Below are 10,604 nucleotides of genomic sequence, written 5' to 3'. Positions count from 1 at the left end.
CCCGCCGAGATGGCAACTCTCGGCTGCACGCCGGGGCCGCCGCGCAGCCGAGAGGTGCCATCTCGGCGAACCACGCCCGGGGCGTTGATCAACCCGCGGGTTGCGCAACCGGGTCGGCGGCGAGCCACGCGTCGACGCCACGCAGCAAGCGCGCCCGCGTGCCGTCGGACGCCCGGCTCGCGCGGATCGACGCCCGCGCCAGGTCGGCCAGCTCGGCGTCCGTGAAGCCGTGCACCTCGCGCGCGGTCGTGTACTGCTCGACCAGCCGGGACCCGAACAGCAGCGGGTCGTCGGCGCCGAGCGCCACCGTCGCACCGGAGTCGACGAGGCGGCGCAGCGGCACGTCCTCCGGCCGGCGGTAGACCCCGAGCGACACGTTCGACGCCGGGCACACCTCCAGGGCGATGCCGCGGTCCACGATCCGGCGCAGCAGCGCGCCGTCCTCCGCCGACCGCACCCCGTGGCCGAGTCGGTCCGGGGCCAGCGACTCCAGCACGTCCTCGACGTGCGGCGGGCCGAGCAGCTCCCCGCCGTGCGGCACGGACGCCAGGCCCGCCCGCCGCGCGATCGAGAACGCCGGGGCGAACTCGGGGGTCTCCCCGCGGCGCTCGTCGTTGCTCAGGCCGAAGCCGATGACCTCGCCGGGGCCGTCGCCCGCGTACCGGGCGGCCAGCCGCGCGAGGGTCCGCGCGTCCAGCGGGTGCCGCATCCGGGACGCCGCGACGATCACGCCGACCTCGATACCGAGGTCCGCGCTCGCCGACCGCGCCTCGTCCAGGACGATCTCCAGCGCGGGCGTGATGCCGCCCACCGGCGGGGCGTACGACGTCGGGTCGACCTGGATCTCCAGCCGGCCCGAGCCCTCGGCGGCGTCGTCGGCCGCGGCCTCCCGCACGATCCGGCGCAGGTCGGCCTCGCCGCGGACGCAGGCGCGCGCCGCGTCGTACAGCCGCTGGAACCGGAACCAGCCCCGCTCGTCGGCCGGGACCCGCAGGCCCTCGCCGTCGAGCAGCGTGGCCGGCAGCCGGACGCCCCGCTCCACGGCCAGGTCGGCGAGCGTCTGCACGCGCATCGACCCGGTGAAGTGCAGGTGCAGGTGGGCCTTCGGGAGCAGGGCCAGGTCGCGCACCCGGCGAGTCTGCCCGATCCCCCGGCGCCCCGCCGCCTCCGCCGCGCCGGGACCCCGCCGGCGCGAGGTCGAGGGTCCGCGTCGAGGTCGAGGGTTTGCGCGGGCGGTTCCACGGGAATCCCTCGACCTCGGCACGGGGTCAGGGCGCGGGGAGCAGGCCGCGCTGCATCGCGACCGTCACCGCACGGGTGCGGTCGTCGACGTCGAGCTTCGCGAACGACCGCAGCAGGTGGGTCTTCACGGTCGCCTCGGTGATGGACAGCTCCCGGCCGATCGCGGCGTTCGACAGCCCGCGCGCCACCCCGGCGAGCACCTCGAGCTCGCGCGGGGTCAGCCGCTCGGCCTCGCCGCGCATCTGCTGCACCAGCCGGGACGCCACGGACGGCGACAGCGCCGACTCGCCCCGGGCCGCGCCCCGCACGCCCGCCACGAGCTGGTCGCGCGGGGTGTCCTTGAGCAGGTAGCCGGTGGCGCCGGCCTCGACGGCGCGCAGGATGTCGGCGTCGGTCTCGTAGGTGGTGAGCACCAGCACCCGCACGCCGGGCAGCTCGGCGACGATCCGTGCGGTCGCGGCGGCGCCGTCGAGCACCGGCATCCGCAGGTCCATCAGCACCAGGTCCGGCCGGAGCGCCCGCGCGGCCTCGACCGCCGCGGCCCCGTCGGCGGCCTCGCCGACCACCTCGACGTCCGGCTCGACGGTCAGCATGCCGACCAGACCCGACCGGACGACGGGGTGGTCGTCCGCGACCAGCACCCGCACCACCGTCGCGGCGTCCTGCTGCTCCTGCGCGGTCACGCGGTCCCCGTCCCCGGGCCGGTGCGCGGCCCCTCGTCGCGGAGCGGCATCGCCAGCCGCACCCGCGTCCCGCGGCCGGGCTCCCCGGCCACGTCGAGCGTCCCGCCGCCGGCGGTGACGCGCTCCCGCATCCCGCGCAGCCCGACGCCCTCGGCGGTGCCGGGCGCGAGGCCCTGCCCGTCGTCCAGCACCTCGAGCGCCAGGGTGCCGCCGTCCCGGACCAGCCGCAGCAGCACCCGGCGGGCGCCCGCGTGCTTGCGCACGTTGGCGAGCGCCTCCTGGGCGGCCCGCAGCAGCACGACCTCGGTGTCCCGGTCCGGTGCGCCGGCGTCCCCGAGCGCGACCTCGACCCGGACGCCCGTCTCGGCCTGGAACCGCTCGCCCAGCCGCTCCAGCGCCTCGGCGAGGGTGGCGTCCGCCAGGGCGGCCGGCCCGAACGCGGCGACCAGCGCCCGCGCCTCGGCCAGGTTCTCCCGGGCCACCTGCTCCACCTGGTCGAGCCGGTCCCGCGCCAGCTCGGCCCGGCCGGCGTCGAGCTGCGCCTGCGCGGTCTGCGCGAGCATGACGACGCTGGTGAACCCCTGCGCGAGCGTGTCGTGGATCTCCTGCGCCATCCGCTCCCGCTCCGCGAGCACGCCCGCGGCGTGGTTGCTCTCCGCGAGCTGCGCCTGCGCCGACTCGAGCCGCTCGAGCAGCTCGGCCCGCTCCTCGGACCGCTCGGCGACCCGGGTGATCCAGACGCCCAGCGCGAGGGAGAAGATCAGGCCGACCGCCATCTGCGCGACCAGCACCACGAGGTCGCGCGCCGACGGGTCCTCGCCCGCCGCGAACGCCGCCGTGGCGATCGCCGTGCACGAGCACACTGCGAGGACGACGGACGCCACGACGCCCTCCCGCATCGAGGCCGCGAAGAACCACACCTGGGAGAAGCCGACGAACAGCAGGATCGAGCCGATGGTGCTGACCCCGCTGCACAGCGAGACCACGAGCACCAGCACCACCAGGTACGCCCGGGTGAGCCGGAGGTCGCCCGTCCGCGCACCGCGGCGGCCGACCAGCACGTACGCGGCCAGCAGCGCGAGCAGCCCGCCGAGCGCGGCCCAGGTGGACCCGTCCGGCGGGTAGCTGTCGGCGACGGTGACGATCGAGATCGCGCTGATCGCCAGCAGCGCGTAGAAGGCGGCGTCCCACCCGGCCAGGGAGCGGCGCCAGAACATCGTCCGCTCGGACTCGGGGCGCGCGGCCCCGGGGGCCGGCGCCGCCGCCCCGTCCCCCGGCCGCGCTCCGCTGATCACGGGCACAGTGTGGCGCAGGTCAGCCGTCGTCACGCCGCCGCCACCGGAAGGTCCGGACGCCGACCACCAGCCCGACGACCAGCCACGCCAGCAGCACCGCCGCGGTGGCACCGTGCTGCCAGGACCCGGACGGCTCCAGCGAGGCCGCCTCGTCGGGCAGGAACACCGACCGCATGCCCTGCGCCATCCACTTGAGCGGGAACACCGACGCCACCTGCTGCATCCACGACGGCAGGTCGTAGAAGGCGAAGAACACGCCGGAGATGAACTGCAGCACGAGCACGACCGGCGTCACCACCGCGCTCGCCGACCGGCCCGACCGCGGCAGGGACGAGAAGCCGACCCCGCACACCGACCCCGCCGCCACGCCGAGGACGAACACCCAGGCGAACGTGGCCCACCCGGCGGCGTCCGGCATGTCGACGTCGAACAGCAGCCGGGCGACGGCCAGCAGCAGCGCCACCTGGACGACCGACACGACGAGCACCTGGCCGAGCTTGCCCAGGAAGTACGCGGTCGGCGGCAGCGGGGTGCCGCCGAGCCGCTTCAGCCCGCCCTCGTCGCGCTCGACCGGGATGGAGATGGCCAGCGACTGGAACGAGGACAGCAGCACGCCCGTGGCGATCATCCCGGGCAGGAAGTACTGCGCGAACGGCACGCCGTCCGCGACCTCCGCACCGTCCTGGCCGAACACGGTGGCGAAGATCGCCAGCATGATGATCGGGTAGGCGAAGATGAAGATGATCGCGTCCCGCTCGCGGAAGAACCCGCGGATCTCGTAGCGGGCGCGCTCGACGCCGAGGCGCAGGGTCCCGGGCAGGCGGCCGGTCGCGGTCCGGCCCGTGGTGGTGGCGCTCATCGTGCGGCCTCCGTCGTCGCCAGGGCGGCCCGGGCCGCCGGGGTGGTGAGCTCGTCGTCCGCGATCAGCCCGAGGTAGATGTCCTCGAGCGTCGGCCGGACGACCTGCAGCCCGGGGACCTCGCCGCCGAGCCGGGCGCCGAGCGCCGCGACCACCGCCGTCGGGGTGTCGGTCTGCGCGCGGCGGACCTCGCCGCCCTCGGTCCACTGGACGACCGCCTGCCGGGCCGAGCGCCCGCCCAGGTCGGCCGGGGTGTCGACCGCCACGACCCGGCCGGACCGGACCACCGCCACCCGGTCGGCCAGGTGCTCGGCCTCCTCCAGGTAGTGCGTCGTCAGCAGGATCGTCGTGCCGCCGTCGCGCAGCCCGGACACCAGGTCCCAGAACGCGTGCCGGGCCTCGGGGTCGAACCCGGTCGTCGGCTCGTCGAGGAACAGCAGCTCCGGCCGCCCGACGATGCCGAGCGCGACGTCGAGGCGCCGCCGCTGGCCGCCGGACAGCTGCCGGCTGCGGGTCCGCGCCTTCTCGCGCAGGCCGACCGCCTCGATCACCTCGTCGGGGTCCCGCGGGTCCGGGTAGTACCGGGCGAAGTGGCGCACGAGCTCGGAGACCGTCGCCTCGGCGAGGTCGTGGGTGCCCTGCAGCACGATGCCGAGGCGCGCGCGCCACTCCCGGCCCGCGCTCTGCGGGTCGGCGCCGAGGACGCGGACGTCGCCGCCGTCCCGGTGCCGGTACCCCTCCAGGATCTCCACGGTCGTCGTCTTGCCCGCGCCGTTGGGGCCGAGCACGGCGACGATCTCGCCGCGGGCCACCGTGAGGTCGAGCCCGTCGACGGCGCGCTTCTCGCCGTACCGCTTCTGCAGGCCGGTCACCCGGACCGCCAGGTCGCTGTCGTCCATGGCACCCAGCCTGGCGGGCGGGGGTCGCGCCGCGGGACGACCGTCGGACGGGACCGTCCGTCCACCGATCGGTGGACGGGCGGGTCAGCCCTCCGCGAGCAGCGCCTGGATCCGGCCGACCCCCTCGGCCAGGTCGGCGTCGCCCAGCGCGTACGACAGCCGCAGGTACCCGCTCGGCCCGAACGCCTCGCCCGGGACGACGGCGACCTCGGCCTGGTCGAGCAGCAGCGCGGCCAGCTCTGCGGAGGTGGTGGGCGTGACGCCGCGGACCGTGCGGCCGAGCAGGCCGTCCACCGCCGGGTAGGCGTAGAAGGCGCCCTCCGGGGCGGGGATCACGACGCCGTCGATCTCCGAGAGCATCGACACCATCGTCCGGCGGCGCCGGTCGAACGCCTCGCGCATCGCGGCGACGGCGGACAGGTCGCCGGTCAGCGCGGCGATCGCGGCGTGCTGGGACACGTTGGCGACGTTGGAGGTCAGGTGCGACTGCAGGTTGGTCGCGGCCTTGACCACGTCGGACGGGCCCACCAGCCAGCCCACCCGCCAGCCGGTCATCGCGTAGGTCTTCGCGACGCCGTTCAGCACGACGGTGGTGTCCGCGAGCTCCGGGACGGCGGACAGCACCGGCGTCGCCACCGCGCCGTCGTAGGTCAGGTGCTCGTAGATCTCGTCGGTCACGACCCAGATCCCGTGCTCCAGCGCCCAGCGCCCGACCTCGGCGGTCTGCTCCGGGGAGTACACGGCGCCGGTCGGGTTGGACGGCGAGCAGAACAGCAGCACCTTGGTGCGCGGGGTCCGGGCGGCCTCGAGCTGCTCGACCGTGACCTTGTAGCCCTGGTCGACGCCGGCGATCACCTCGACGGGAACGCCGCCGGCCAGGCGGATCGCCTCGGGGTAGGTGGTCCAGTACGGCCCGGGGAGCAGCACCTCGTCGCCCGGGTCCAGCAGGGTGGCGAACGCCTCGTACACCGCCTGCTTGCCGCCGTTGGTCACGAGGACGTCGGCGGGGGAGATCGCGTAGCCGGAGTCGCGCAGCGTCTTGGCGGCGATCGCCTCCTTCAGCGCGGGCAGGCCGCCGGCGGGGGAGTAGCGGTGGTTCGCGGGGTTCCGTGCGGCGGCGACGGCGGCCTCGACGATGTAGTCCGGCGTCGGGAAGTCCGGCTCCCCGGCGCCGAAGCCGATGACCGGCCGGCCGGCGGCCTTGAGGGCCTTGGCCTTCGCGTCCACCGCGAGGGTGGCGGACTCGGCGATGCCACCGACGCGCGCGGACACGCGACTGGGCCGGGCGGGCTGGGCGGGGGCGGGCGCGCTCACGGGGTCATCCTCGCAGACCGGGCCGCGCCCACGCAGGGCACGTCCGCGGCGGGGCGCGGACGCCCACCGGGCGCGGAGGGCGGTTCGACCCCGGCCCGTGCGTCGCGTACAGTGGTCCCTCGGTGGTTGACGTCCACCATGGTGAGCCGCGCCCGCGAGGGAGCCTCACCAGGACGCCGCCGCCGTAGGGTAGTGGCGCAATTGGTAGCGCACCGGTCTCCAAAACCGGCGGTTGCGAGTTCGAGTCTCGCCTGCCCTGCGCGTGTGGTCACGGACCGCGCGGCTCCCCCGGGGACCTCCCGGGGCGCGGCCGCCGGCCGACATGAGGCGCCCGGCGACGGCCGGCGTCGCGAGACGTAGGGGAATCGATCAGGTGAGCGACTCGGCACCCGTGGCGGCGTCCGACGCGGGCGAGCCCGCGGAGCGGACCGGCGGCAAGAAGGCCGCCCGCCCGGAGAAGAAGCGCGGCCTGTTCGCCCGGATCGCCCTGTTCGTCCGTCAGGTGGTCGCGGAGCTCAAGAAGGTCGTCCGCCCGACCCGGACCGAGCTGGTCACCTACACCGGCGTCGTGCTGGTCTTCGTGGCCGTCGTGATGGCGTTCGTGACCCTCGTGGACTTCGGCATCGGCCGGGCCACGTTCTGGATCTTCGGGGGCTGAGCCTCCGCGGCGCCCCCGCGGGGCGCACGTCACCTCAGCACCACCTTCCGCAGCAGAAAGCAGGTTCGCCCGTGTCGCAGGAATCGCAGGAGCCCGGTCTGGGTGCCGCCGAGTCCGAGCTCGACGACGCCCTGGCGTCGGTCGAGGCGGTCGAGGCCCCGGCCGCCGGCGAGCCCACGGACGAGGCGGCCGACGAGGTCGAGGCCGACGGCGAGCCCGCCGCGGACGAGCCCGCCGACGACGAGGTCGTCGAGGACGAGCCCGTCGCCGACGAGCCGGACGCCGACGAGGACCCCGTCGCCGCGTTCAAGGCGCAGCTGAAGTCGCAGTTCGGCGACTGGTACGTCATCCACTCGTACGCGGGCTACGAGAACCGCGTGAAGACGAACCTCGAGAACCGCATCCAGAGCCTCAACATGGAGGACTTCATCTTCCAGGTGGAGGTCCCCATGGAGGAGGTCGTCGAGATCAAGAACGCGCAGCGCAAGGTCGTGCGCCGCGTCCGGATCCCCGGCTACGTCCTCGTGCGCATGGACCTCACCGACGAGTCGTGGGGCGCCGTCCGGCACACCCCGGGCGTCACGGGCTTCGTGGGCCACACCCACCAGCCGGTCCCGCTGACCCTCGACGAGGTGTTCTCCATGCTGGCGCCGACGATCGAGGCGAAGGCCCCGGCCGCCGCCCCGCAGCAGAAGACGGCCACCCCGATCGAGGTCGACTTCACCGTCGGCGAGTCGGTCACCGTCACCGACGGCCCGTTCGACACGCTGCCGGCCACGATCTCCGAGATCAGCCCCGAGAACCAGAAGCTCAAGGTCCTCGTCTCCATCTTCGGCCGGGAGACCCCGGTCGAGCTGTCGTTCAGCCAGGTCGCCAAGATCTGACCCGCCGCCCCGCAGCACGCGGGGCGCGTGCGGACGCAGCACTGCAACCGGGTCATCGCCCACGGCGTCGGCCCACGAGAGAAGAAAGGGTGGCTCATGCCCCCGAAGAAGAAGGTCACCGGCCTCATCAAGCTCCAGATCAACGCCGGTGCGGCGACCCCCGCCCCGCCGATCGGTCCGGCGCTGGGTCAGCACGGTGTCAACATCATGGAGTTCTGCAAGGCCTACAACGCGGCCACCGAGTCGCAGCGCGGCAACGTGATCCCGGTGGAGATCACGGTCTACGAGGACCGGTCCTTCACCTTCATCACGAAGACCCCGCCGGCCGCGGAGCTCATCAAGAAGGCCGCCGGTGTCGCGAAGGGCTCGCCCACGCCGCACACGGTCAAGGTCGCGACGCTGACCGCGGACCAGGTCCGCGAGATCGCCTCGACCAAGCTCGAGGACCTGAACGCCAACGACCTCGCCGCCGCCGAGAAGATCATCGCCGGCACCGCGCGCTCGATGGGCATCAAGGTCGAGGGCTGAGCCCCCGGCTCGACAGGACGACCGCCCGCCCCGGGACCTCCGGGGCGGGCGACCCAGTGGCAGGGCCCTGTGCGGCCCGACGACCACGACTGCTGAAGGAGAGAGAGCAGATGGCGAAGCACAGCAAGGCGTACCGCGCCGCGGCCGAGAAGATCGAGGCCGGCACCACCTACAACCCGCTGCAGGCGATCCGCCTCGCGCAGGCGACGTCGACCACCTCGTACGACGCGACCGTCGAGGTCGCCATGCGTCTCGGTGTCGACCCCCGCAAGGCGGACCAGATGGTCCGCGGCACGGTCAACCTGCCGCACGGCACCGGCAAGACCGCCCGCGTCATCGTGTTCGCGACCGGTGAGCGTGCCGAGCAGGCCCGCGCCGCCGGTGCGGACGAGGTCGGCGGCGACGAGCTGATCGAGAAGGTCGCGGCGGGTTACACCGACTTCGACTCCGCGGTCGCGACCCCGGACCTCATGGGCAAGGTCGGCCGCCTGGGCAAGGTGCTCGGCCCGCGTGGCCTCATGCCGAACCCGAAGACCGGCACCGTGACCATGGACGTCGCGAAGGCCGTCGCCGACATCAAGGGCGGCAAGATCGAGTTCCGCGTCGACAAGCACGCGAACCTGCACTTCATCATCGGCAAGACGTCGTTCTCGGACACCCAGCTGGTCGAGAACTACGCCGCCGCGCTGGAGGAGATCCTGCGTCTGAAGCCGTCCGCGTCGAAGGGCCGCTACATCACCAAGGCGACCGTCTCGACCACGAACGGCCCCGGCATCCTGCTGGACCAGAACAAGACCCGGAACCTCACCTCGGAGGACGAGGCGGCCTGAGCCCCCTCACCCGGCACGCCGGAGGCCCGGCACCCCTGAGGGGGTGCCGGGCCTCCGGCGTGCCGGGCGTCCTCCGGGGTCGCGCGGCGGACGGACGCGCGGGCGGAGCGGGGCCGCGCGGCGTCGGGGGAGCCGTCCCTGCCGACGCCGCGCGGCGTTCGTGGGCCGGGACCTGCCGGCCGGGCGGGCCTAGTGGCCCGCGTGGCCCGTCTCGGCGGGCAGGCCGTGCGAGCCGTGCGGCACCGCGTGCGCGCCCGCGTCGGTCGCGGCGAGGCCCGGCACCGTCGCCAGGGCCACCAGGAGGGCGCCGACGGCGAGCGTGCCGGCCTGGCCGGCGCCGCCGGGCGCGCGCCGGTGCGGGGCCGGGTCGGCGGCGGCGCGCAGCCCGAGCCCCAGCAGGATCCCCACCGCCAGGGCCAGCGCCAGGGCCGCGGCCTCGGCGGCCGTGGTCGCGGTCCCGGTCAGCGGGGCGCTCAGCAGCACCGCCGGCCCGGCCGCGAGGGCGACGCCTGCGGCGGCGCGGGGCGCGGGAGCGGGCCCGCGCAGGGCGAGGACGCCCCAGCCGATGGTCACGAGCCCCAGGGCGGCGAGCGCGACGCCGACCGGCAGGTGGTGCTCGAGGTGGCCCGCGCCGACGCCGCAGGCGACCAGACCCAGCCCGAGCGCCCCCAGGGAGGACCACTGCCGGGTCAGGGCCTGCAGCGCACCCTCGGCGGCCGCGTCGGTGCCGTCGACCGCGGCGGCGGGCGCGTCCGTCGAGACGGCGCCGCCCGCCGGCCGCACCGGGGCGTGCGCGCGGCCGCCGAGCAGCCCTCGCGCCGGCCCGGGCGCGCGGCCGGCGAGCGACCCGCTCACGCCCGGCGCGCCGCGGCCGGGGCGGTGGCGGCGCGGTCGGCGCCGAGGCCGACGCCGAGCAGCAGGACCGCGCTGGCGAAGTGCAGCACGTTGTCCGCGCCGTTCAGGGCGAGGATGTTCGCCGACGACCCGACGAGGAACAGCCCGAGCAGCCCGACCAGCAGGTAGACCGCGCCGACGGTGGTGTTCACGCCGCGCGCGGCCCGCACCGAGGACAGCGCGGCACCCAGCAGCGCGGCGCCGATCGCGAGGTGCACGATGTTGTGCAGGGGGTTGACCTCGAAGAAGATCAGCGTCCCGCCCTCGGTCCCTGCGAAGTCCGCGCCGGAGCTCACGAAGAAGCCGGCGATCCCGACGAGCAGGTAGACGGCGCCGAAGATCCCGCCGACGAGGCGGTTGGCAGACTGGCCCATGGTGATCTCTCCTCCCGGGGTGACGTCCCCGCTGACGTGGGGCCCCCCCCCCGGGCCCCCCCCCCGGGGGCCGGGCCCCCCGGGGGGAGCTAACCCACCGCCCCGCGGGCCACCCCCCCCGCGGGGGGCGGCTCGGGGCCCGCG

12 protein-coding genes and 1 tRNA gene are annotated in these 10,604 nt (G+C 75.2%); 5 read left to right on the top strand and 8 right to left on the bottom strand.

Annotated elements, in window-relative coordinates; translation table 11 throughout:
* Positions 1-88 precede the first annotated feature (88 nt).
* From MHY85_RS18285 to MHY85_RS18260, 6 genes are all read right to left on the bottom strand, one after another.
* Positions 89-1,129, bottom strand: a complete 1,041-nt coding sequence (locus MHY85_RS18285) for an adenosine deaminase (protein WP_239199158.1) — start codon at positions 1,127-1,129, stop codon at positions 89-91.
* 139 nt (positions 1,130-1,268) lie between these two features.
* Entirely contained in the window at positions 1,269-1,925 is a 657-nt protein-coding gene (locus tag MHY85_RS18280; protein ID WP_308191431.1) for a response regulator transcription factor, read from the bottom strand.
* On the bottom strand, positions 1,922-3,220 hold the full coding sequence (locus MHY85_RS21950) for a sensor histidine kinase (RefSeq protein WP_239199155.1): 1,299 nt from the start codon (positions 3,218-3,220) through the stop codon (positions 1,922-1,924). Before MHY85_RS21950 ends, MHY85_RS18280 begins: the two co-directional genes overlap by 4 nt.
* A 19-nt stretch (positions 3,221-3,239) precedes the next feature.
* Entirely contained in the window at positions 3,240-4,079 is an 840-nt protein-coding gene (locus MHY85_RS18270; protein ID WP_239199152.1) for an ABC transporter permease, read from the bottom strand.
* The gene (locus tag MHY85_RS18265; protein ID WP_239199149.1) at positions 4,076-4,978 is read right to left on the bottom strand and encodes an ABC transporter ATP-binding protein; all 903 of its coding nucleotides are present in this window, start codon (positions 4,976-4,978) and stop codon (positions 4,076-4,078) included. Before MHY85_RS18265 ends, MHY85_RS18270 begins: the two co-directional genes overlap by 4 nt.
* 84 nt (positions 4,979-5,062) lie before the next feature.
* Entirely contained in the window at positions 5,063-6,292 is a 1,230-nt protein-coding gene (locus MHY85_RS18260; protein ID WP_239199146.1) for a pyridoxal phosphate-dependent aminotransferase, read from the bottom strand.
* A 186-nt stretch (positions 6,293-6,478) separates the two neighbouring features.
* On the opposite strand from MHY85_RS18260, the gene MHY85_RS18255 reads away from it, so the two are divergent.
* From MHY85_RS18255 to rplA, 5 genes are all read left to right on the top strand, one after another.
* Positions 6,479-6,551 (top strand) — tRNA-Trp (locus MHY85_RS18255).
* A 114-nt stretch (positions 6,552-6,665) separates the two neighbouring features.
* A complete protein-coding gene (gene secE, locus MHY85_RS18250) occupies positions 6,666-6,950 on the top strand; it encodes a preprotein translocase subunit SecE (protein ID WP_239199143.1) in 285 nt (94 codons plus the stop codon).
* A gap of 71 nt (positions 6,951-7,021) precedes the next feature.
* The gene (gene nusG, locus MHY85_RS18245; protein WP_239199140.1) at positions 7,022-7,834 is read left to right on the top strand and encodes a transcription termination/antitermination protein NusG; all 813 of its coding nucleotides are present in this window, start codon (positions 7,022-7,024) and stop codon (positions 7,832-7,834) included.
* A gap of 96 nt (positions 7,835-7,930) precedes the next feature.
* Complete coding sequence (gene rplK, locus MHY85_RS18240) at positions 7,931-8,362, top strand: 50S ribosomal protein L11 (protein ID WP_147795436.1); 432 nt, start codon at positions 7,931-7,933, stop codon at positions 8,360-8,362.
* Positions 8,363-8,472: 110 nt separating this feature from the next.
* Positions 8,473-9,192: a 50S ribosomal protein L1 gene (gene rplA, locus MHY85_RS18235; protein ID WP_154728880.1), complete on the top strand. Its 720-nt coding sequence runs from the start codon at positions 8,473-8,475 to the stop codon at positions 9,190-9,192.
* A gap of 189 nt (positions 9,193-9,381) precedes the next feature.
* Here the strand turns inward: rplA and MHY85_RS18230 are convergent, their stop codons facing one another.
* Together MHY85_RS18230 and MHY85_RS18225 are read right to left on the bottom strand one after the other, a co-directional pair.
* Positions 9,382-10,047, bottom strand: a complete 666-nt coding sequence (locus MHY85_RS18230; RefSeq protein WP_239199137.1) for a hypothetical protein — start codon at positions 10,045-10,047, stop codon at positions 9,382-9,384.
* On the bottom strand, positions 10,044-10,460 hold the full coding sequence (locus MHY85_RS18225) for a DUF4383 domain-containing protein (RefSeq protein WP_239199134.1): 417 nt from the start codon (positions 10,458-10,460) through the stop codon (positions 10,044-10,046). The genes MHY85_RS18230 and MHY85_RS18225 overlap by 4 nt, the downstream gene beginning before the upstream one ends.
* Positions 10,461-10,604 lie beyond the last annotated feature (144 nt).

The sequence above is a fragment of the Cellulomonas sp. ACRRI genome (genome assembly GCF_022346185.1).
Lineage (GTDB): Bacteria > Actinomycetota > Actinomycetes > Actinomycetales > Cellulomonadaceae > Cellulomonas.
Note: the sequence above shows the minus strand (reverse complement) of the source record. Positions and strands in the feature narration are given on the sequence as shown.

Coding starts and splice junctions, on each gene's coding strand:
- MHY85_RS18270 (WP_239199152.1), bottom strand. CDS start 4,079: ATGAGCGCCACCACCACGGGCCGGACCGCGACCGGCCGCCTGCCCGGG.
- MHY85_RS18225 (WP_239199134.1), bottom strand. CDS start 10,460: ATGGGCCAGTCTGCCAACCGCCTCGTCGGCGGGATCTTCGGCGCCGTC.
- MHY85_RS18265 (WP_239199149.1), bottom strand. CDS start 4,978: ATGGACGACAGCGACCTGGCGGTCCGGGTGACCGGCCTGCAGAAGCGG.
- rplK (WP_147795436.1), top strand. CDS start 7,931: ATGCCCCCGAAGAAGAAGGTCACCGGCCTCATCAAGCTCCAGATCAAC.
- rplA (WP_154728880.1), top strand. CDS start 8,473: ATGGCGAAGCACAGCAAGGCGTACCGCGCCGCGGCCGAGAAGATCGAG.